Annotated in this window: 23 protein-coding genes; 13 read left to right on the forward strand and 10 right to left on the reverse strand. The window is 39.5% G+C overall.

Annotated elements, in window-relative coordinates; translation table 11 throughout:
• Positions 1-36 precede the first annotated feature (36 nt).
• The 4 genes from fabD to DX522_RS07310 all read left to right on the forward strand — a co-directional run bounded on the left by fabD (position 37) and on the right by DX522_RS07310 (position 4,113).
• Positions 37-975: an ACP S-malonyltransferase gene (gene fabD, locus DX522_RS07295; RefSeq protein WP_115180319.1), complete on the forward strand. Its 939-nt coding sequence runs from the start codon at positions 37-39 to the stop codon at positions 973-975.
• Positions 976-988: 13 nt separating this feature from the next.
• Complete coding sequence (gene fabG / locus DX522_RS07300) at positions 989-1,717, forward strand: 3-oxoacyl-ACP reductase FabG (protein ID WP_115180320.1); 729 nt, start codon at positions 989-991, stop codon at positions 1,715-1,717.
• 217 nt (positions 1,718-1,934) lie between these two features.
• Positions 1,935-2,165, forward strand: a complete 231-nt coding sequence (gene acpP, locus DX522_RS07305) for an acyl carrier protein (protein ID WP_005544465.1) — start codon at positions 1,935-1,937, stop codon at positions 2,163-2,165.
• Positions 2,166-2,445: 280 nt separating this feature from the next.
• Complete coding sequence (locus DX522_RS07310; protein ID WP_115180321.1) at positions 2,446-4,113, forward strand: anaerobic C4-dicarboxylate transporter; 1,668 nt, start codon at positions 2,446-2,448, stop codon at positions 4,111-4,113.
• 93 nt (positions 4,114-4,206) lie between these two features.
• Here DX522_RS07310 and DX522_RS07315 read toward each other — a convergent pair whose 3' ends face one another.
• A complete protein-coding gene (locus DX522_RS07315) occupies positions 4,207-4,398 on the reverse strand; it encodes a hypothetical protein (protein ID WP_115180322.1) in 192 nt (63 codons plus the stop codon).
• Positions 4,399-4,420: 22 nt separating this feature from the next.
• Between DX522_RS07315 and aroK the strand changes: the two genes are divergently transcribed.
• Genes aroK through DX522_RS07330 form a run of 3 tightly spaced genes read left to right on the forward strand, consistent with a single transcriptional unit; the run spans position 4,421 to position 6,930 of the window.
• A complete protein-coding gene (gene aroK, locus DX522_RS07320; RefSeq protein ID WP_049362610.1) occupies positions 4,421-4,963 on the forward strand; it encodes a shikimate kinase AroK in 543 nt (180 codons plus the stop codon).
• A gap of 9 nt (positions 4,964-4,972) precedes the next feature.
• A complete protein-coding gene (gene aroB / locus DX522_RS07325) occupies positions 4,973-6,061 on the forward strand; it encodes a 3-dehydroquinate synthase (protein WP_115180323.1) in 1,089 nt (362 codons plus the stop codon).
• 14 nt (positions 6,062-6,075) lie between these two features.
• Positions 6,076-6,930 (forward strand): Dam family site-specific DNA-(adenine-N6)-methyltransferase, encoded by an 855-nt coding sequence (locus DX522_RS07330; protein ID WP_115180324.1) that lies wholly within the window; start codon positions 6,076-6,078, stop codon positions 6,928-6,930.
• Position 6,931: 1 nt separating this feature from the next.
• On the opposite strand, the gene DX522_RS07335 is transcribed toward DX522_RS07330, so the two are convergent.
• Complete coding sequence (locus DX522_RS07335) at positions 6,932-7,252, reverse strand: DciA family protein (RefSeq protein ID WP_115180325.1); 321 nt, start codon at positions 7,250-7,252, stop codon at positions 6,932-6,934.
• 72 nt (positions 7,253-7,324) lie between these two features.
• Here DX522_RS07335 and secM point away from each other — a divergent pair, with 72 nt between their 5' ends.
• The 4 genes from secM to DX522_RS07355 all read left to right on the forward strand — a co-directional run bounded on the left by secM (position 7,325) and on the right by DX522_RS07355 (position 12,591).
• On the forward strand, positions 7,325-7,642 hold the full coding sequence (gene secM / locus DX522_RS07340) for a secA translation cis-regulator SecM (protein WP_115180326.1): 318 nt from the start codon (positions 7,325-7,327) through the stop codon (positions 7,640-7,642).
• Between the two features lie 73 nt (positions 7,643-7,715).
• Positions 7,716-10,412: a preprotein translocase subunit SecA gene (gene secA / locus DX522_RS07345; RefSeq protein WP_115180327.1), complete on the forward strand. Its 2,697-nt coding sequence runs from the start codon at positions 7,716-7,718 to the stop codon at positions 10,410-10,412.
• An 87-nt stretch (positions 10,413-10,499) separates the two neighbouring features.
• Entirely contained in the window at positions 10,500-10,904 is a 405-nt protein-coding gene (gene mutT / locus DX522_RS07350) for an 8-oxo-dGTP diphosphatase MutT (RefSeq protein ID WP_115180328.1), read from the forward strand.
• Positions 10,905-10,926: 22 nt separating this feature from the next.
• Positions 10,927-12,591: a sulfatase-like hydrolase/transferase gene (locus DX522_RS07355; RefSeq protein ID WP_115180329.1), complete on the forward strand. Its 1,665-nt coding sequence runs from the start codon at positions 10,927-10,929 to the stop codon at positions 12,589-12,591.
• A gap of 30 nt (positions 12,592-12,621) precedes the next feature.
• Here the strand turns inward: DX522_RS07355 and holA are convergent, their stop codons facing one another.
• The 7 genes from holA to DX522_RS07390 form a co-directional block, all read right to left on the reverse strand.
• Complete coding sequence (gene holA / locus DX522_RS07360; RefSeq protein WP_115180330.1) at positions 12,622-13,659, reverse strand: DNA polymerase III subunit delta; 1,038 nt, start codon at positions 13,657-13,659, stop codon at positions 12,622-12,624.
• Positions 13,659-14,162 (reverse strand): LPS assembly lipoprotein LptE, encoded by a 504-nt coding sequence (gene lptE / locus DX522_RS07365; RefSeq protein WP_115180331.1) that lies wholly within the window; start codon positions 14,160-14,162, stop codon positions 13,659-13,661. Before lptE ends, holA begins: the two co-directional genes overlap by 1 nt.
• Before the next feature lie 87 nt (positions 14,163-14,249).
• Positions 14,250-16,838: a leucine--tRNA ligase gene (gene leuS, locus DX522_RS07370; RefSeq protein ID WP_115180332.1), complete on the reverse strand. Its 2,589-nt coding sequence runs from the start codon at positions 16,836-16,838 to the stop codon at positions 14,250-14,252.
• Between the two features lie 118 nt (positions 16,839-16,956).
• The gene (gene yggU / locus DX522_RS07375; protein ID WP_115180333.1) at positions 16,957-17,244 is read right to left on the reverse strand and encodes a DUF167 family protein YggU; all 288 of its coding nucleotides are present in this window, start codon (positions 17,242-17,244) and stop codon (positions 16,957-16,959) included.
• Between the two features lie 78 nt (positions 17,245-17,322).
• Entirely contained in the window at positions 17,323-17,868 is a 546-nt protein-coding gene (locus tag DX522_RS07380) for a YggT family protein (RefSeq protein ID WP_115180334.1), read from the reverse strand.
• On the reverse strand, positions 17,868-18,815 hold the full coding sequence (gene corA, locus DX522_RS07385) for a magnesium/cobalt transporter CorA (protein WP_111315039.1): 948 nt from the start codon (positions 18,813-18,815) through the stop codon (positions 17,868-17,870). Before corA ends, DX522_RS07380 begins: the two co-directional genes overlap by 1 nt.
• A gap of 312 nt (positions 18,816-19,127) precedes the next feature.
• Positions 19,128-19,727 (reverse strand): YajG family lipoprotein, encoded by a 600-nt coding sequence (locus tag DX522_RS07390; RefSeq protein ID WP_049369783.1) that lies wholly within the window; start codon positions 19,725-19,727, stop codon positions 19,128-19,130.
• An 84-nt stretch (positions 19,728-19,811) separates the two neighbouring features.
• Between DX522_RS07390 and DX522_RS07395 the strand changes: the two genes are divergently transcribed.
• A complete protein-coding gene (locus DX522_RS07395; RefSeq protein WP_115180335.1) occupies positions 19,812-20,123 on the forward strand; it encodes a BolA family protein in 312 nt (103 codons plus the stop codon).
• 106 nt (positions 20,124-20,229) lie between these two features.
• On the opposite strand, the gene DX522_RS11700 is transcribed toward DX522_RS07395, so the two are convergent.
• A complete protein-coding gene (locus DX522_RS11700; protein WP_262054192.1) occupies positions 20,230-20,364 on the reverse strand; it encodes a hypothetical protein in 135 nt (44 codons plus the stop codon).
• 158 nt (positions 20,365-20,522) lie between these two features.
• Here DX522_RS11700 and DX522_RS07400 point away from each other — a divergent pair, with 158 nt between their 5' ends.
• Entirely contained in the window at positions 20,523-21,866 is a 1,344-nt protein-coding gene (locus tag DX522_RS07400) for a Na(+)-translocating NADH-quinone reductase subunit A (RefSeq protein ID WP_115180336.1), read from the forward strand.
• Position 21,867: the final 1 nt, after the last annotated feature.

Here is a 21,867-nt window from a genome sequence, read left to right on the forward strand (position 1 = left end):
TTCAACATTTAAACGATGAAGAAATAGGAAGAAAACATGAAAAAATTCGCAATGGTTTTTCCAGGACAAGGTTCTCAAGCTGTTGGCATGTTAGCTGATCTTGCTAACGAATATCCGGTAGTCACTGAGACTTTTAAACAAGCATCTGAAGCGCTTGGCTATGATTTATGGAACTTGGTTCAACAAGGTCAAGCAGAAGAATTAAATAAAACTTGGCAAACTCAGCCGGCATTATTAGCGGCATCCGTTGCGATTTTCCGTGTATGGCAAGAAAAATACCCACAATTACAACCAAGCGTGATGGCTGGTCACAGTTTAGGTGAATATTCAGCATTAGTTTGTGCCGGTGTCATTGATTTTAAAGATGCGATCAAATTAGTCGAATTACGCGGTAAATTAATGCAGCAAGCGGTACCTGAAGGTACTGGTGCAATGTATGCGATTATTGGTTTAGATAATGAAGCGATTATTAATGCATGTAAACAAGCCGAGCAAGGTGAGGTAGTATCTGCAGTAAACTTTAACTCTCCAGGCCAAGTAGTCATTGCGGGAGCGAAAGAAGCGGTAGAACGTGCGGCTGCATTATGTAAAGAAGCTGGCGCAAAACGTGCTTTACCATTAGCGGTAAGTGTTCCTTCACATTGCGCATTAATGAAACCAGCAGCAGAACAATTAGCCGTAACACTTGAAGGCATTACGCTTAATGCGCCAGCAACACCAGTATTAAACAACGTGGATGTCAAAGCAGAAACAGAAAGTACAGAAATTCGTACCGCACTTATTCGTCAATTATATAGCCCTGTTCGTTGGACTGAAACCGTTGAGAAAATGGCACAAGATGGCGTAGAAGTTTTAGTTGAAATCGGCCCAGGTAAAGTATTAAACGGTTTAACAAAACGTATCGTGGCAGAATTACAAGCAACATCAGTAAACGATGTGGCATCATTAGATGCTGTTGAAGCATTATTAGCATAAAAGGGGATTAAAAATGCAAAATAAAATCGCATTAGTGACAGGTGCAACACGTGGTATTGGCCGCGCAATTGCAGAAGAATTAGCATCAAAAGGTGCATTTGTAATTGGTACCGCAACCTCTGAAAAAGGTGCAGATACAATTTCTTCTTACCTTGGCGATAAAGGTAAAGGTTTAGTATTAAATGTGGCGGATAAAGAAAGTATTGATGCCGTATTAGAGCAAATTAAAGAACAATTTGGTGATATTGATATCCTCGTGAATAACGCAGGTATCACACGCGATAACTTATTAATGCGTATGAAAGATGAAGAATGGTTCGATATTATGCAAACCAACTTAACTTCTGTATTCCATCTTTCTAAAGCGATGTTACGTTCCATGATGAAAAAACGTTTCGGTCGTATCATTACTATTGGCTCAGTTGTGGGCTCAATGGGTAATCCGGGTCAATCTAACTATTGTGCAGCAAAAGCGGGTTTGATTGGTTTCTCTAAAGGCTTAGCGAAAGAAGTGGCATCACGTGGCATTACAGTAAACGTTGTGGCTCCTGGCTTCATCGCAACGGATATGACAGAAGTGCTTACTGAAGAACAAAAAGCAGGTATTCTTGGTAATGTCCCTGCAGGTCGTTTAGGTGAGCCAAAAGATATCGCAAAAGCGGTGGCGTTTTTAGCTTCTGATGATGCGGCTTATATTACGGGTACTACATTGCATGTGAATGGCGGCTTATATATGAGCTAACCCTTTAGGGGATATATATCTGGGATTTTGTCTATAAAATATAGCAAAGCAGTTTAGTTAATGATAAAATCCCAATCGCAATGTAACTTTTTCTCTGTATGTGTTTTTACATTGCCTGTTTTTTGTGGTGCGACCACCTAAGAAATAGTTGCAACTTTATCAAAAATGCATACACTAACCGCTCTTAAATGAGTTAAAACAACAATAGGAAAAACAAATGAGTATTGAAGAACGCGTGAAAAAAATCATCGTTGAACAATTAGGTGTTAAAGAAGAAGACGTAAAACCAGAAGCTTCTTTCGTTGAAGATTTAGGTGCGGACTCTTTAGATACAGTTGAATTAGTAATGGCTTTAGAAGAAGAATTCGATATCGAAATTCCTGATGAAGAAGCTGAAAAAATCACAACTGTTCAATCTGCGATTGACTACGTTCAAAACAATCAGTAATTTTTAAGTTGGGCGATCTTTTAGGTCGCCTAATTTTTTTCTTTAAATTCCTTTTCTAAATTATTTATCTTCAAATAAAACAAAATATATTTAAATCTTCTAAATTTCTGACTGCACTTTTCTTTATTTAATCTTTCTCAGATTTGCTTTTATTATTTAGTTCCTTATTTTTTGATTTAAAACAAAATTTATCCTAAAAATACTTATTATGAGTTAATTTTGGTGCTAATATCTGGTCCAAATTTTTTCTAATTAACCATAAAATGATTCGGAGTATCTTATGGATTTTCTAATGAACCTAGGTGAAGGTAGCCAGTTTGCGATTCAGCTTGCTATTGTTCTTATCTGTTTATTTTACGGGGCAAAAAAAGGTGGTATCGCACTGGGTATGCTCGGTGGAGTAGGCTTAATTGTTCTTGTTTTCGGCTTTGGTATTGAACCAGGTAAGCCTGCTATCGATGTTATGTTAACCATCCTTGCGGTGGTGGTGACATCAGCAACATTACAAGCCAGTGGTGGTTTAGATGTCATGTTACAAATCGCGGAGAAAATGCTTCGTCGTAACCCGAAATATGTCAGTATTTTGGCTCCGTTTGTAACCTGTTTCTTAACCATTTTATGTGGTACAGGTCATGTGGTTTATACCATGTTACCAATCATCTATGATATCGCGATCAAAAATGATATTCGTCCTGAACGTCCAATGGCGGCAAGTTCAATTGCCTCTCAAATGGGTATCATCGCGTCACCAGTTTCTGTGGCAGTAGTGACTTTAACCACATTCTTAGTGAATGCTAAAACCCCATTAGCAGGTTTTGATGGCTATTTAGATTTATTAAAAATTACCGTGCCTTCAACCCTTTGCGGCGTGTTAGCTATCGGTATTTTCAGCTGGTTCCGTGGTAAAGATTTAGATAAAGACCCAGAATTCCAAGAGAAATTAAAAGATCCCGAATTCAAAAAATATGTTTATGGTGATAGCACATCATTGTTAGATAAGAAATTACCACAATCTAGCTGGAATGCGATGTGGATCTTCTTTGGTGCGATTTTAGTAGTTGCCCTATTAGGTTACTTTAAAGATTTACGCCCAGCCTTTGAAAAATCAGCACCAGCTCAAGTGGTAGAAATCGTTTCTGCTGATAAAGCTGTGAAAACCTTTAATATTAAAGACGGTAAAATCGTTGCGTTAGCGAAAGACGGTACATTAGTGCTTGATGTTAAAGACAGTAAAGCAAAAGCAAAAACTGCCTATAACAACGTTGCGATTTATAATGATAAAGGTGAAGTTGTTCAAACAATTACCGTTCAAGATAACGGTGTTGTAATTACAGCGGGAGATAAAACAGAAACGATTGATAATGCTGCAATCGTATTAAAAGACACTGCGAAGAAAAAAGTGAATTTAAGTATGGTTCACGTTATTCAAATCTTCATGTTATTAGCGGGCGCATTAATTGTTATCTTTACTAAAACTGATGCGGGTAAAATCAGTAAAAATGAAATTTTCCGTTCAGGTATGATTGCGTTAGTGGCTGTATTCGGAATTTCTTGGATGGCAGAAACCATGTTTACTGTCCACACCCCAATGATGAAAGCGGCACTTGGTGATGTGGTAAAAGCGCATCCTTGGACTTATGCATTAATGTTGTTATTAATTTCTAAATTCGTAAATTCACAAGCCGCAGCATTAGTTGCATTCGTTCCTCTTGCTTTGGGTATCGGTGTTGATCCAGCGATTGTCTTGGCCTTTGCTTCAGCTTGTTACGGTTACTACATTTTACCTACTTACCCAAGTGATCTTGCGGCAATCCAATTTGACCGTTCAGGTACCACTCATATCGGTAAGTTTGTAATTAACCACAGCTTTATTTTACCGGGCTTAATTGGTGTAATCACTTCATGTATCTTTGGTTACATTTTCACAAGCTTGTTTGGTTATCTATAATTAGCTAACTGATAAAAGAAAAGGCTATTCGTATGAATAGCCTTTTTTGTTTCTAAAGTGCGGTTGAATTTTAGGATGTTTTATCTCGATGCTCTATTTGACTTTATTATTCATTAAAATCCCTAAAAAACTTACCGCACTTTTGCGCTTCTTAAAATAAATTCCAGCTAAAGGTTGAAACATAGGGGGGTTTATTGCGATAATCTTCATTATTTCTTGGGTGATCTTTCGGGCTGCCATTTTTTCAGGTGACCAGTTTTTATTAGGAAAGATTAATTTGAACATTATTTAAGTTAGAAGAATAACAATGGCTGAAAAACGTAATATTTTTTTAGTAGGTCCAATGGGCGCGGGTAAAAGTACCATTGGCCGTCAGCTTGCGCAACAATTGAATATGGATTTTGTCGATTCAGATGCAGTAATTGAGGAACGTGCGGGAGCAGACATTAGCTGGATTTTTGATTTAGAAGGCGAAGAAGGCTTTCGTAAGCGTGAAGAACGTATTATCAATGAATTGACTCAATTACAAGGCGTCGTGCTTTCTACTGGTGGTGGGGCTGTGATGTCAAAAGAGAATCGAAATTATCTTTCTGCTCGTGGCATTGTCATTTATTTAGAAACCACGGTAGATAAGCAATATCAACGTACACAACGTGATAAAAAGCGCCCATTATTACAAGGTGCTGATGACCCACGCCAAGTGCTTGAAGATTTAGCTAAAGTGCGTAATCCGTTATACGAAGAAATTGCGGATATTACTTTACCAACAGATGAGCAAAATGCCAAAGTAATGGTTAATCAAATTGTTGATTTAATTGATAATCTAAACGGCTTAAACGGTTCATTCTAAGGATTAAAAATGTTGTGCGTAAATGTTGAATTAAAAGAACGTCGTTATCCCATTTATATTGGCGAAGGGTTGCTTAAAGATGAAACCTGTTATCCGCTGAAGAAAGGGGATAAAGTGATGATTGTGACTAATCCAACTGTCGCACAATATTATCTTGAAACCGTTACACAAACTTTAGAAAAAATCGGCTGTCAGGTTGAATCAGTATTATTGCCTGATGGCGAAAAATACAAAACGCTCGATTCTTTAAACCTCATTTTTACCGCACTTTTAAAACATAATCATGGGCGAGATACCACCATTATTGCATTAGGTGGTGGTGTGATTGGTGATGTGGCAGGTTTTGCCGCCGCAAGTTATCAGCGTGGTGTGCGTTTTATTCAGATTCCTACCACATTATTAGCCCAAGTAGATTCTTCTGTCGGTGGAAAAACTGCCGTTAATCATGAGTTAGGCAAAAATATGGTTGGGGCGTTTTATCAACCTTCTACGGTGATCATTGATACCCTTACGCTCAATACCTTGCCAAAACGTGAAGTGAATGCGGGACTTGCGGAAGTCATTAAATATGGGGCGATTTTAGATTATGCCTTTTTCGAATGGCTTGAAACTCATATTGATGAATTAGTCGCGTTAAATCAACATTCACTGCAGCATTGTATTGCGCGTTGTTGCCAAATCAAAGCGGATGTTGTTGCACGCGATGAAACAGAAAAAGGTGATCGTGCATTATTAAATCTCGGTCATACTTTTGGGCATGCGATCGAAACGCATCTAGGTTATGGAAACTGGTTACATGGTGAGGCTGTTGCAGCTGGAACCATGATGGCTGCCGTATTATCCGAACAATTAGGTGATCTTTCTTTTGAAGATGTCGCACGTTTAGAAAAACTTTTAGCACGTGCTAATTTACCAACCGTTTCGCCTGATACCATGCAACCAGACGATTATTTACCGCACATGATGCGAGATAAAAAAGTGCTGGCAGGCAAGTTGCGTCTTGTGTTGCTAAAAGCTCTTGGTCAAGCCTACGTGGCGACTGATACTGACAAATCTCTTGTGCTAAACGCGATTGAGCGTTGCATACAACATGACTAACTGTCGTTGCTCTCATGTTGCGTCCGAAAAATAACAAAACGAAACCTCGAATTAAACATCGCCCGTTTTTGAAGTGGGCGGGCGGTAAATTTCGTTTAACGGACGATCTCAACCGAGTCTTTCCAAAAAGAAAACAGTGTTTAATCGAACCTTTTGTGGGCGCGGGTGCTGTTTTTTTAAATTCTCATTTTGAACGTTATATTTTGGCAGATATTAATCCTGATTTGATTAACTTGTTTAATATCGTCAAAGACAATGTGGATGCCTATATTGAGGCTTGTAAGCCAATTTTCTTCGCTGAAAATGCGAATACAGCCGAGTATTATTACGCACAGCGAGATACCTTTAATCAATCAACTGATCCTTTCGAGCGTTCGGTGTTGTTTCTTTATTTGAACCGCTTTGGGTTTAATGGCTTGTGCCGTTATAACAGTAAAAATGAGTTTAATGTGCCCTTTGGCGCTTATAAAACCCATTATTTCCCTGAAGATGAATTACGCTATTTTGCTCATAAGGCACAAAGTGCGGTCTTTTTATGTGCTGATTTTCAACAGACATTTGAATTAGCGGATAAACACAGCGTGATCTATTGTGATCCTCCTTATGCACCGCTTCCGCAAGATACTAATTTTACTGGATATGCGGGGAATGCTTTTGGGTTTGAGCATCAAAAGAATTTAGCGGAATGTGCAAAGAAAGCACAAAAAGAAAAGCAAATTTCTGTCGTGATTTCTAACCACGATACAAAATTCACACGTGAGATTTACAAAGGGGCAAAATTTAAACGCGTTAAAGTACAGCGCTCGATCAGTCAATCTTCAGAGAAACGAGTTAAGGTAAAAGAATTAATCGCTATTTTTAAAGGTTAGTTTAGCAGGTTAATTCTGGATTGATTTTAATCTCAAAGCCTTTCACTTCGGGATAAGTCGGTTGAATTGCAGCGAGTAATTCACGTTGGCGAAATAAAATCCCTTGGCGAACGACCGCACTTTTGACTTCGATAAAGAGTTTCCCATCTGTGATGGCGCCTAACCGAAAAAGTCCTTTAAATTCTTGAGGGAAAAGGCGGCTGATGTTTTGATTCAGTTCATTCAACATTAAGCCTTTCTGCATGATTTTGGCAAATTGTGATCCTTCTAGCACATCAATAATATTCATGGCTTTTTGATAACGCTCATGCTTGTTTTCCACAAAAATACCCCAATAATGACTTTATGTTGAATTTCCGATACAATACACACAAATTTTGTCAGAGACAATAAGATGATGAAATCAAACAAAGGTAAAACAAATTTCTGGTCGCAGTTGCTGTTAAGCATGATTGCGATTTTTGCTTTACCTGTTGCTCAGGGATTGGAGGTGCCACCTTCATCAAATATGAGCGGTGAAAATTACCAAACATCATCTGAACAACATATGTTGATTGCGGTGCGTGAAATTCGTCAAGCATTGCAGGTTCAACCTCAGCCAATAAATCACAAAACCCATTCAAATCAAAAACACGAAAAAATTCAATCGCACTTTATTGCGGCAGAATTCCCTGTTTTTGCCCCTATTCGTGCCGGCCCAGCCATCATTTAATTTTCTTTTATCTTTGAACGAGCCGATTTTTTAATCGGATGATCCTTTTTATTTTTTATTTGAAAGAGAAATTATGAGTTTTTTAACAAAAATTTTTGGCAGCCGTAACGATCGTATTTTACGTAAATTAAGAAAACAAGTTGCGAAAATCAACAAAATGGAGCCGGCTTTTGAGGCATTAAGTGATGATGAATTAAGAGCAAAAACTGACGAGTTCCGTAGCCGTTTAGCTAACGGTGAAACCTTACAACAACTTTTACCTGAAGCGTTTGCTACCGTGCGTGAAGCGGGTAAACGTGTACTCGGTATGCGTCATTTCGATGTGCAATTAATCGGTGGTATGGTGTTAACAAACCGTTGTATCGCTGAGATGCGTACGGGTGAAGGTAAAACCTTAACCGCAACCTTGCCTTGTTATTTAATGGCATTGGAAGGTAAAGGCGTACATGTTGTGACAGTGAATGATTACTTAGCTCGTCGTGACGCGGATACCAACCGTCCATTATTTGAATTCTTAGGTATGACTGTTGGAGTGAATATCCCTGGCTTACCGCCTGAAGCAAAACGTGAAGCTTATGCGGCCGATATTACATACGCGACAAACAGCGAATTAGGTTTCGATTATCTTCGTGATAACTTAGCGCATTCCAAAGAAGAACGTTTCCAACGTCATTTAGGCTATGCTTTAGTGGATGAGGTGGACTCTATCTTAATCGATGAAGCACGTACGCCGTTGATTATTTCGGGTCAAGCGGAAGATAGTTCTGAGCTTTATATTGCGGTAAATAAATTAATTCCGAATTTAATTAAGCAAGAAAAAGAAGATACGGAAGAATATACCGGTGAAGGCGATTACACCTTAGATCTTAAAACCAAACAAGCGTATTTAACTGAACGCGGTCAAGAAAAAGTAGAAGAGTGGCTAATCGCACAAGGTTTAATGCCAGAAGGTGATTCCCTTTATTCACCTGCGCGTATTGTATTGTTACACCACGTTATGGCGGCATTACGTGCAAACACCTTATTTGAGCGCGATGTAGACTATATCGTGAAAGATGGCGAGATCGTGATCGTGGATGAGCATACTGGTCGTACAATGGCTGGGCGTCGTTGGTCTGATGGTTTACACCAAGCGATCGAAGCGAAAGAAGGGGTAGAGATTAAGAGCGAAAACCAAACTGTTGCCTCTATTTCTTACCAAAACTACTTCCGTCTTTATGACAAATTAGCGGGTATGACAGGTACAGCAGATACCGAAGCCTTTGAATTCCAACAAATTTATGGTTTAGAAACTGTCGTCATCCCAACAAATCGTCCAATGATTCGTGATGATCGTACGGACGTCATGTTTGAGAATGAAGAATACAAATTCAATGCAATTATTGAGGATATCAAAGACTGCGTTGCTCGCAACCAACCAGTTCTAGTGGGTACCGTATCAGTTGAAAAATCTGAAATGCTTTCTCAAGCGTTAGATAAAGCGGGTATCAAACACAATGTGTTGAATGCAAAATTCCACGCACAAGAAGCGGAAATCGTTGCTGAAGCAGGGGCGCCAGGTGCAGTAACCATTGCAACGAATATGGCCGGTCGTGGTACCGATATTATCCTGGGTGGTAACTGGAAAGCAAAAGCTGCAAAATTGGATAACCCAACCCCAGAGCAAATCGAGGCACTTAAAGCTGAGTGGGAGAAAAATCATGAGATCGTGATGCAAGCCGGTGGTTTACATATTATCGGGACAGAACGTCATGAATCTCGTCGTATTGATAACCAGTTACGTGGTCGTTCAGGTCGTCAAGGTGACCCAGGTTCTTCACGTTTCTACCTTTCTTTAGAAGATGGCTTAATGCGTATTTATCTGAATGAAGGTAAATTAAATATGATGCGTAAAGCCTTCACCCAACCAGGTGAAGCGATGGAGTCTAAGCTTCTTGCTAAAGTAATTGCATCGGCGCAAGCGAAAGTAGAAGCCTTCCACTTTGATGGTCGTAAAAACTTGCTTGAATATGATGATGTGGCGAACGACCAACGTCATGCGATTTACGAACAACGTAATTACTTGCTCGATAATGATGATATTTCAGAGACTATCAAAGCTATCCGTAGCGATGTGTTTAACGATGTAATTGACCAATATATTCCACCACAATCGCTGGAAGAACAATGGGATATTAAAGGCTTAGAAGAGCGTTTAGCACAAGAGTTTGGCCTTGAGTTACCAATTGAACATTGGTTAGAAGAAAATAATAATCTTCACGAAGAAAACTTGCGTGAGCGTATTATTCAAGAATCAGAAGATGAATACAAAGCGAAAGAAGCACTTGCAGGTGAAGAAACCATGCGTCATTTCGAAAAAGGCGTGATGTTACAAACCCTTGATGAGCTTTGGAAAGAGCACTTGGCTGCAATGGATTATTTACGTCAAGGTATCCATTTACGTGGTTATGCCCAAAAAGATCCAAAACAAGAGTACAAAAAAGAATCTTTCCGTATGTTTACTGAAATGTTAGATTCTTTAAAACATCATGTGATTACGACACTTACTCGTGTGAAAGTTCGTACGCAGGAAGAGATGGAAGAAGCAGAGCGTGCACGTCAAGCAATGGCTGAGCGTGAAGCTCAAACTCATCATTCTGTAGGTGAAAATACAGAGCAAGCTCAAAGCGAGGACTATTCAGATCGCCATATTGGTCGTAATGAACCTTGTCCTTGTGGGTCAGGTAAAAAATACAAGCATTGTCACGGCAATAAAGCCCGATATGCTTAGTTAAGGAAAAGAGCGGTTAAATTTTTGCGTGTTTTAAAACACCGCTAAAAATGACCGCTCTTTCTACTTTTGAGATAAGGAAAAATGATGAGTAAGCCTATCATTCAAGTTGCGGCAGGGATTATTCGTAATGAATTTGGGCAGTTATATTTGACCCAGCGCTTAGAAGGGCAAGATTTTGCGCAAGCATTAGAATTTCCTGGCGGTAAAGTTGATGCAGATGAAACCCCTGAAGAAGCCTTAAAAAGAGAATTGGAAGAAGAGATTGGCATTCATATTTTAAATGCTGAACTGTACGAACGTTTTCAATTTGAATATCCAACAAAAATTTTAGATTTTAGTTTTTATTTGGTCACTGAATGGATCGGCGAGCCTTTTGGACGAGAAGGCCAGGAAGGTTTTTGGCTTGAACAACGTGAGCTTGATGCAGGACAATTCCCGCCAGCAAATTTAAAGCTGATTCAGCGTTTAGTGGCTGAAAGTGTCAAATAACATTTAATCAAATTTATTTATTATGATTCCAAGTATTTTTCTGAGCTTATTTTTTATTGCAACGGTGATTTTTATCGTCAATTCGCACTATCGTTGGACATATTTTTTTGCGATAGCATTATTTGTTTTATTGTTTAACTCAATGTTTGCGATAACTGGTCAATGGCAACGCGGATTGAATTTTGCGTCCGTACTTTTTGTGGTGTTGATGTTATTCCATCGAATGAAAATCCATTACTACAAACAACCTTTACTCATTTCAGATTTTTGGCTTGTGACAGACTGGCGAAATTGGGAAACCCTTTTACATTATAAAGGCGCAATTTTCGGTGTATTAGGGCTATTAGGCCTACTTGGCTATGCTGTCTTAGGTTGGTCAGATGTAGAAAGTGCCTCAACTGGATTTCGTGTATTCGCAGCAATACTTGCAGCAACGAGTTTTGGTTTAATGTGGCATTATTCTAAAGATCCGGATGCGACAAAAGTCTGGTTAGACTCATTGCCAGATGATGGTCGAGATGTTTTCTTAAACCTGCCTATGTCTTGTCGTGGCGTATTCTTTAAAGTGCCAGAATTTGAAGGTAATAGTCAAAAATTTAAAGAAAAAATGACCGTACTTTTAAGTGAAAAGGCTGACAGTAAAACTGAAAGTGCAGAAAAGCCCGACATTGTGGTTTGTTTACAAGAATCAACCTTGAATCCTCATCAATTTGATTTTGATGCAGAAACCATCCCACCATTTTCAATGTTTAATAAGCAGGAAGATACCGTATTTGTGAGTCCATTGCGTGTACATACGGTGGGCGGTGCAACGTGGAAATCTGAATTTGCTTTCCTTGCAGGGGTGCCTTCAACCGATTTTGGTGCTTTAGCAAGTGGGGTGTTTTATTCCGTTGTCCCACACTTACAGACGGGTTTTATTAAAAATCTCCGTGAGCAAGGCTATTTTTGCGTGGCGTTATCGCCTTTTACGAAAGGTAACTACAATGCAAAACCTGCTTATGACCACTTTGGTTTTGATTTGATGTTGCAACCACAAGATTTAGGCTATCCCGCATCAATCAGCAAAAATCTCTGGCATATTAGCAGTGAAGAGATGATGTATTACACCAAACTGATTTTGCAGAAACAGCATTTATCATTGGAAAATGTACAACAGCCCATGTTTGTTTATGTGCTTACGATGAAAGAGCACGGCCCTTACAACACGAATATGCCAAATCATTTTAATTTGGCGAGTAAGCGTTTAGGGGGAAAAGCGATTTCTTGCTTGAACGATTATATTGATCGTATTGATAGCCTTAATGAGGCAATCGAAGGCTTGAATGATTACTTAAAATCGCGTGAAACACCTTATGTATTCGGTTATTTTGGTGATCACCAAGTCGCTTTTGATAATCAGCTCCCACCGAAAAAAGGTAATTTTGCAAATCCAGATTATGTGACTCAATTTGTGGTTAGAACTAATCGTAAAACTGACTTTGTTCAACAGCAAGATTTCTTAGATTTAGCCTTTGTTGGTGGCGTATTACTTGATGTGGCAGGTTTATCACCGAAAGATGACTTTATGCGAGCAAATATCGCTATGCGTCAGTTAAGCCAAGGTAAGCTTGAAGATGCAGAGGATATGGATTTAGTGAATAGTTATCGAAATTATCTGTATCAAGATTTAAAAATTGCACAATAATAAAAAATCTCGGTTAACGCCGAGATTTTTTTATAAGCAAAATTTAACCGATAAGTCTGCCAATTTTACCCACACATCTTGACCATATTCTTGCTTGGTTGTGCGCTCAATATCTGCCAACTCTTGCAATATTTCAAAGAGCTTTTGATAGGTGAGCCGTTGTATCGCTGCCATATAAAGGTGACGACGATTCTGCCAAATTTTGAGGCGGTCAAAATCCGCTTTGAGTGTCTGTGTAGGCAAATTCGTATTAAGAGAGGGATTACGTAGCTGTGGTTTTGTTAATTCTAACAAGGTGAGCAGTTCACGTTGTAAAGTACGCAATAAAATGACAGGTTGCACATCTTCAGCTTGTAAACCTCGCAAAATTCGCTTTGAGCGATTTGCCTTGCCTGACAACAAAGCATCAATCCATTGGAAAGGGGTAAAGACAGAAGATTGCTCTACGACTGATTTAACGCGGTTATACGTGAGTTTGTGATCAGGATAAAGCAAATCTAAAAGCTGTAATGCTTGTTTCAATGCCAGGAGATTATTTTCATAGCTATAACAAAGTAGTTGAACGGCTTCCTCATCTGCTGATAACCCCATGTTTTTTGTACGATGCTTCACCCAACGAGAAAGTTGTTCTGAATTCGGTGTTTGGCAGTTAACAATAACAGCTTGTGGCTCAAGTTGATTTGCCTGAATAAACCACTCTTGTTTTTCGGCTGCTTTAGACAATTTAGGCAAGGTGAGAACAAGCAAGCTATCTTCATTTAATCCACTGATAAATTGCTGAAGGTTTTTTTGCAAAAGTGCGGTCAAATTTTCGGGTAAATTGAGAATGAAAATTTGCTTATTAAAAAAGAGCCCCATAGATTGGCTGGCCTCAATTAATGCAGGCCAGTCAGTATTAGTATCTATGGTGATTTGATTTTTTTCATCGAAACCTTGAAGAAGAGCAGCTTGATGAATGAGATCTTCACTTTCACTGAGCAACAGGGGATCTGTCCCAACCAAAAAATAGACTTTCGCTAAATGGCTGTTCAGGTTAGAGGCCAGTTGCTCAGGAAAAATGCGGTTCATTATTTTCCTTGAACTTGGTGTTGAAAGGCGGCCATTTTATTAATTAATTGGCGAGCCGCTTGTTCGCGCATATCATTCCAAATCACATCACGTTCAGCTGATTTTGCTAATGCAGCACGTGAGTTATCAAAGAAAGTGCGGTTGATTTTTGCAGAGATTGGATAGGTTTCTCCGTTTGCTAAACGTACACTTGCTTCAACATCAAGGGTCAATACTTTCTCTGCTTCACGGCCTTGTCTAAAGACTGACGCCACTTTATCGTTTGAAGTCTGTTTATTTAAACGCAACACTGGCACACCTTGTTTTGCAGGAACAAGGTTTACATTGTTGCTAAGCAGTTGCTTACGCATTGCCATTGACATTTCACTATATGGGTCGCTACTTTCAAGGGCCATTGTTTTTAATTCTGCAGGAACAGCCGCACCATTATCTAAGTGCCAACCACAAGCAGTTAAAAAGGCTGTTGCCCCAACAAAGCAGAGTGTTTTGATTGATTTCATCATAAAAATTACCTGTAAAATTCACCGCACTTTATTTTGTTTAAGAGCCGTTTATGCAACGCTTGGAATAAAATGTGGTTATTTTATGGATTATTGCGGTTTAACCACCACATTTAACAATTTACCTGGTACATAAATCACTTTCACGATTTGTGTATTGTCAGTAAATTTCTTCACGTTTTCATCTGAAAATGCAACAGTTTTCACGGTTTCTTCACCCGCATCAGCTGCAACAGTCACTTTACCGCGTACTTTACCGTTGACTTGCACCACGATAAGTTTTTCATCTTCTACCATCGCTGCTTCATCAGCTTTCACCCATTCTGCATGGTCGATGTTGCTTTCGTTACCTAAAGCTTTCCATAACTCAAAGCAGATATGTGGTGTGATAGGGTAAAGCATACGCACGACTGCGCTTAATGCTTCTGCCATAACCGCACGATCTTGTTCGCTTTCTAATGGCGCACGGGTTAATTTATTCATTAACTCCATTACTGCTGCGATAGCGGTATTGAACGTTTGACGGCGACCAATGTCATCGCTCACTTTCGCGATTGTTTTATGGACATCACGGCGAAGTGCTTTTTGGTCTGCAGAAAGTGCGGTCATATCTAAAGCGGTTTTTGCAGGATTTTGGCTGTATTCATACACTAAATTCCATACACGACCTAAGAAACGTTTTGCTCCTTCTACGCCAGATTCTTGCCATTCAAGTGTCATTTCTGCAGGAGACGCGAACATCATGAAAAGACGCACGGTATCTGCACCGTATTTTTCCACCATCTCTTGTGGGTCGATACCGTTGTTTTTGGATTTCGACATTTTGGTCATACCGGTATGCACCAATTCACGGCCTTCCGGATCAGTGGCTTTGATGATACGACCTTTTTCATCACGCTCAAGGGTCACTTGCGTTGGGCTCACCCAAATACGCTCGTTGGTCGGGCTGGTGTAGTAGAACGCATCAGCTAATACCATGCCTTGGCATAATAATTTTTGTGCTGGCTCGTCGCTCGTTACGAAACCTGCATCACGCAATAGTTTGTGGAAGAAACGGAAGTAGAGCAAGTGCATGGTCGCGTGCTCAATACCACCGATATATTGATCCACCGGTAACCAGTAATTAGCTTCATCTTTATCTAACATACCTTCCGCATAGCTTGGCGAGGTGTAGCGTGCGTAATACCAAGACGATTCCATAAAGGTATCAAAGGTATCGGTTTCTTTTAATGCAGGTTCACCATTGAAGGTAGTTTTCGCCCAGTTTGGATCGGCTTTAATTGGGCTTTTCACGCCGTCCATGACCACGTCTTCTGGCAGGATAATCGGTAAATCTTCGATTGGCGCCGGTACGGTTTCACCGTTTGGTAAGGTCAGCATTGGAATTGGTGTCCCCCAATAACGTTGACGGGAAACACCCCAGTCACGTAAACGGTAATTCACTTGGCGTTTACCCACGCCTAATTTTTCTAATTTATCCGCGATACCGTTGAATGCACCATCAAAATCTAAACCGTCAAACTCAGCAGAGTTCACTAATTTACCGTGCTCAACAAAAGCTTGTTTGGTTAAATCAATTTCTTCATCAGCAAGCGGTGCGATCACTTGTTTAATTGGTAAATCGTATTTTTGAGCAAATTCAAAGTCACGTTGGTCATGTGCTGGAACCGCCATTACTGCGCCAGTACCGTAATGCATTAATACAAAGTTAGCGACCCAAATCGGTAATTTTTCACCGGTTAATGGATGAATGGCGAATAAGCCGGTTGCCATCCCTTTTTTCTCCATCGTGGCAAGGTCTGCTTCCGCCACTTTGGCATTTTTTGCTTCACGGATGAATTCGGCTAATTCAGGATTCTTTTCTGCCGCTAAGTCCGCTAATGGATGCGCTGCTGCAATACCTAAATAACTTACACCATAGAAGGTATCTGGACGGGTCGTATAAACCGCAACTTTTTCTGCGGTATCTGCCACATCAAAAGTAATTTCTACCCCTTCAGAACGGCCAATCCAGTTGCGTTGCATGGTTTTTACCATGTCTGGCCATTGTGGAAGTTGGTCTAATCCACCTAATAATTGTTCTGCATAATCAGTGATTTTAATAAACCATTGAGGGATCTCTTTTTGTTCTACTGGAGTATCACAACGCCAACAACAACCGTCGTGCACTTGTTCGTTCGCCAACACAGTTACATCATTCGGACACCAGTTTACGGTTGAGTTTTTTTTGTACACTAAGCCTTTTTTGTAAAGCTCAGTGAAGAACCATTGTTCCCATTTGTAGTATTCTGGACGGCAGGTCGTAATTTCGCGATCCCAGTCATAACCAAAGCCCAACATTTTGAGCTGGTTTTTCATGTATTCGATATTTTCGTAAGTCCATTTCGCGGGCGCGGTTTTATTTTTAATCGCAGCACCTTCAGCCGGTAAACCAAATGCATCCCAACCAATAGGCTGTAACACATTTTTGCCGTTCATACGTTGATAACGAGAAACCACATCACCGATCGTGTAGTTACGCACGTGGCCCATGTGTAAACGACCAGATGGGTAAGGGAACATTGAAAGGCAGTAATATTTTTCTTTAGATGTATCTTTGATTGCTTTGAAGACTTTATTTTCAGCCCAATATTGTTGAACTGCAGGTTCAATCAAATCGGGACGGTAATGTTGTTGCATAGAAAATCACCTTAAATTTTGACCGCACTTTGCGGCATGTTTTGCTTTGTAAAATGTGATATAGGATAGCGTAAAACAGGGAGAATTGGTAGAAAGTACGGTGATTTTTTTGCTGATTTTATAAGAGATTTTGAATTTCAGATGGAATTAATTTAGGCGAAGGAATCCAAACTTGTTTATGTCGGTTTAATTCACCTTTTTCAAGAACTATTGAGCTCTTAGGTACTTTGAATGCTTTACTCAAAAATTTTAGCAAGTGAGCATTTGCTTGACCATTAACTGGTGGAGCCGTGATCGTGATCTTGAGTTTATCATCATGCAATCCCACAATTTGATCTTTACTGGCTTTGGGTTGCAGAATGATTTTAAGACGTAGTCCTTCAGGCGTTTGTTCGATTGCAGACATAACTAAATTTAATTACCACATTTACAATAAGGGCTGGAAAATCCAGCCCGAAAAAATAATGTTATTTTTGACCGCACTTTAAGCGGCGATTGCCCATAAAACCTTGAAATAATCGTAAAAGAGATTATTCAAAAATAATAGAACAATAGCGATAACCATCGGTGAAAAATCAATGACGCCCACAGTTGGTAAAATGCGCTTAATTGGTTTTAATAATGGTTCGGTAAGTTGATATAACGCATAGAATGCAGGATTATTGCCACGATTAAACCAACTTAAAATTGCACCGGCGATTAACACATAGAAAATAGCCACACCGATATTTTTGATCAGCCCTAGTATGCCCAATAGTAAGAAGAAACAGAGATTTAATCCGCCAAAGAGAATCGATTTTAGTCCGCAAAGCAAGAAGACTAAAACCAGTGCCGCAGTTTCCACTTTTTTCACCACAGGAAAAACTTTACGCAATGGTGCAATAACTGGTTGGGTAAATTTCAGTGTAAATTGAGAAATAGGATTGTAGTAATCCACATTCGCTAATGGTAGCCATACGCGTAAAATTAACTCTAAACAATACAGATCGATAAACGATCCTAAAAATAACGCAGTTTGGGAAATTTCCATTATAACCAACCTTTCCGTTTGAAATAGATGTAAGGTGTAATCGCCGCACCAATCATTAAGCCAATAGCCATTGGGTAGCCATATTTAAAATGAAGCTCCGGCATAAATTCAAAGTTCATTCCGTAAGTGGATGCCACAAGTGTTGCCGGTAGGAACATCACAGACACCACCGAGAAGAATTTCATGATTTTATTCTGCTCGATATTAATATAACCCATTGCCGCCTGCATTAAAAAGTTTACTTTTTGGAATAAAGACTCATTATGCGGTTGTAAGGATTCGATATCTCGTAAGATTTCACGAGCTTGTTCTAACTGATTTGCCGGTAAACGCGTTTTACGTACCAAGAAACCCAATGCACGTTGTGTATCCATCAAACATAAGCGCACTTTAGAACTGGTATCTTCTTGTTCTGTTAGCGTATTTAAGGCTTCATCGAAAGCTTCATCTTGTGTACCGTTTAGAATTACACGGCTTAATTTTTCTAAATCCGCATAAACGTTTTCGATAACATCCGCTAATTGCTCAATTTTGGTTTCAAATAAGTCGAGCAAAACTTCATACGCATTACATTCCAATAAGCGCTGGCTACGAGAACGCATACGATATAAACGGAATGCCGGTAACTCACGATCACGTAAGGTAAATAAGCGGCCATCACGAATTGTAAATGCTACGCTCGCGAGGTCGGCGTAGTTTTCTTCGTCTTCACAATAAAAGAATGAGTGCAAGTGCAGGCCGTCTTCGTCTTCGAAGAAACGTGCGGATGCCTCGATATCTTCTAATTCGAGGAATGAGGCGAGACTTTGTCCTAAGCCTTCTTGCAACATTTCACGTTCTTCCCCTGTCGGCTCGAGTAAATCTAACCAAATGGCAGAACTGAGCTCGGCTGGCTCGTCATCAATACGAAGCAAACGGGAATCGTTAATGGCAAAAGCGTTAATCATTGGTCATACTCCTTTTGGGATTATGAAGATCCAACTGTGAACAAAAAAAGATCAAACGAAATTGGCACTAGAGAAAAGTGCGGTTAAATTTTTGTGTGTTTTAAAAATGGGTTTCGTTCGATAAAAGATGCCGAAGAAAGGTAAATTGATTACCAGCGAACTCTCGCTGATAAGAGGCGAGAGTCTAAAGCGATATTCGGTATCGACTATGACTGTCCAAAGTGTGTGTCCTTCTCGTTAAAAAATCGGGCGAATGTTACGCTTGAAAGGCGCTTTCGTCAAGTATTATTGAAAAGGACACGGCACTTTTAATTAATTGGTATATTGATTAATTGCGTTAGTAACTTCTTGATCTTGATAAATATTATTAACAATATCTTTGAAGGTTTCGCCTAACACTTTTTGAATTTCATCATTGCTCGCATTAAATGCGCCAGATTGTGAACGGGTTGCATTAAAGGTTTTGTTGTATTGTCCGCGTGGACCTTGTACATAAACAACTGCTTGGATTTTGCTGTTCAAGGTATAACGTAAATTACCTTGATCTACGTGAGTGTTGAATTCTTTCACTTCAACGGTTACACCCGCATTCGCATTATTAGCTTGTCCGATACGGAAACCTTTGCTAACTAAATTTTGTTGCATCACTTGTTGGAAAAGTTGAGTAACGCTTGGTGATGCGTTTAATTTAATCAGCTCACCTGATTTAGTATAAGTTGCAATTTCTTGTTGTGGACGAGAATCGCGAGTATTAACTGTTACCACTGCTGATTGGTTAATATTCATTGATGCAGTCGGCGATTGAGGGGTAAAAGTTAAGGTATTAGATTGCGCTTGGCAACCTGCTAAAAATAATGTTGCAGCGGCCAACGTCATTGTTGATAATGCTTTGATTTTGTTTGTTACTTTCATAATTTCCTCATTGAATTAGGTTAATTTGTGTTATTCTTACAAACTTAACGCTGAATGTATAGCAAAAAGTTAGGGAGTTTATTTATGTCAAAACAGCAAGAATTATTAGAGAGAATTCAGGCCGAATTTCAACCGCACTTCGCCACCGTGGAAAATGAAAGCCATATGCACAGTTCCGGTCGCGGGTCTGACTCTCATTTTAAATTAGTGATTGTCAGCGATGCTTTTGAAGGCATGCGCAAGGTGCAACGCCACCAAAAACTTTACCAACTTTTTACCAATGATTTAAAAAATGGCATTCATGCATTAGCACTTCATCTTTATACAAGAAGCGAATGGGAGAGCCTAGGTGAAGCATTTCCAAAATCACCAAATTGTCTTGGTGTTGGACAGTAAGTATTTCCTTACGTTCCCTGTATTCCATTTCAATAATAAGAGAGAAGGCAAGAGGCTTTCTCTCTTTTTATTTTAACGTGAATTTATTTTTAACTCCTAATGAGTGTTACTCTAAAAACTTCACAAATATTTCACAAAAAGTATCGGCTAAAAGTAGAAAAAAAGCCCATTTTCCGCTAGAATGAAGCGCTTTTAATTTTCGAATTTCAATTTCTGGATGTGTAAGTAATGCCTTACTCATCGAGGAATTAAACAGATTTGAGTTTTTAAATTTATGTGTCAGTTAATAGCGCTTTGATCTTAAAAGTGTTTTCTGTCACGCTCAATCGCGAGATTGCTTTTAGAGTGTATGCTTTAATCGCAATCGTGTTTTTAACCTAGAAAAGTAGTGCAAACAGTATGATTACAATCAAAAAAGGCTTGGATCTTCCTATTGCAGGAAAACCAGCACAAGTAATCCATAGCGGTAACGCTGTGAATCAGGTTGCGATTCTTGGTGAAGAGTATGTGGGTATGCGTCCTTCTATGAAGGTACGTGAAGGCGATGTTGTGAAAAAAGGCCAAGTGCTTTTTGAAGACAAGAAAAACCCTGGAGTGGTTTTCACAGCCCCTGCGAGCGGTACTATCACTGTAATTAATCGTGGCGAAAAACGTGTATTACAATCTGTGGTCATTGATGTGCAAGGTAACGATCAAGTTACTTTCGCTAAATATAACGCAGGTGAGCTCAATACGCTTTCTTCTGAACAAGTTAAACAAAACCTCGTTGAATCCGGTTTGTGGACAGCGTTCCGCACCCGTCCGTTCAGCAAAGTGCCTGCCTTAGATGCAGAACCTTCTTCTCTGTTTGTAAATGCGATGGATACCAATCCTTTGGCAGTAAACCCAGAGGTGGTGTTAAAAGAGCATTGGCAAGATTTTATTGACGGTTTAACAGTATTAAATCGTCTATTCCCAAATAAACCATTAAATCTATGTAAAGCTGGCGATAGCAATATCCCAACCGTGGATTTAGCTAACCTAAAAGTACATGATTTTGGTGGTGTTCATCCTGCAGGCTTAGTGGGTACACATATCCACTTTATCGATCCGGTTGGTGTTCATAAAACCGTATGGCACATCAATTACCAAGATGTGATTGCTGTAGGTAAATTATTTACTACAGGCGAACTTTATGTTGAACGTGTTGTATCTCTTGCGGGTCCGCAAGTGAAAGAACCTCGTTTAGTTCGTACAGTAATCGGTGCTAACCTTTCTCAATTAACGGCAGGTGAGTTAAAAGACGGTAATAACCGTGTGATTTCTGGTTCAGTACTTTGTGGTCAAACTGCAAAAGACGCTCACGATTATTTAGGTCGTTATGCATTACAAGTGTCTGTGATTGCAGAAGGTAATGAGAAAGAGTTCTTAGGTTGGATCACACCGCAATCGAACAAATATTCGATTACCCGTACCGTATTGGGTCACTTTGGTAAAAAATTATTCAACTTCACTACCGCAGAAAATGGTGGTGAGCGTGCAATGGTACCAATCGGTAGCTATGAGCGCGTGATGCCGTTGGATATTTTACCGACATTATTATTACGTGATTTAATCGTGGGCGATACTGATGGTTCACAAGCGTTAGGTTGTCTTGAATTAGATGAAGAAGACTTAGCGTTATGTTCTTTCGTTTGCCCGGGCAAATATGAATACGGTTCAATCTTGCGTCAAGTGTTAGATAAGATTGAGAAGGAAGGTTAAA

Origin of the sequence: Haemophilus parainfluenzae, assembly GCF_900450995.1 — a bacterium.
Classification (GTDB): Bacteria; Pseudomonadota; Gammaproteobacteria; order Enterobacterales; family Pasteurellaceae; genus Haemophilus_D; species Haemophilus_D parainfluenzae_O.